The organism is Vallitalea maricola (assembly GCF_036985595.1).
GTDB lineage: Bacteria > Bacillota > Clostridia > Lachnospirales > Vallitaleaceae > Vallitalea > Vallitalea maricola.
On sequence record NZ_BTPU01000454.1, the window covers coordinates 1 to 341 of the forward strand.

Here is a 341-nt window from a genome sequence, read left to right on the forward strand (position 1 = left end):
GGTCATTTTAAACATAGCGTCATTCTCAGCGCTACGTTTACCGCGACCCGAATAATTTAAGTGAGATAAATAGAATTTATCGACCTTATTTTCTTCCATTAAATCGAGCATTGCGGGTAAGTCTTTGTTGTTGTCTTTGGTTAAACAAAGACGCATGCCAATTTTTATTCCTGCCTCTTTACATAACTTAATGGCGTGCATAGAGGTTTTAAAGCTGCCTTTTTGACGGCGAAATTCATCGTGGAATTCTTCTAAACCATCAATACTGATACCAACATAATGAAAATAAAACGCTTTGATTTGGGCTATATTGGACTCATCTATTAACGTGCCATTCGTTG

At 37.0% G+C, this 341-nt stretch carries 1 protein-coding gene; it reads right to left on the reverse strand.

All coding sequences use genetic code 11. The features are described from left to right. On the reverse strand, window positions 1-341 hold a 341-nt coding region (locus AACQ14_RS24615), incomplete at both ends, for a radical SAM protein (RefSeq protein WP_339366156.1).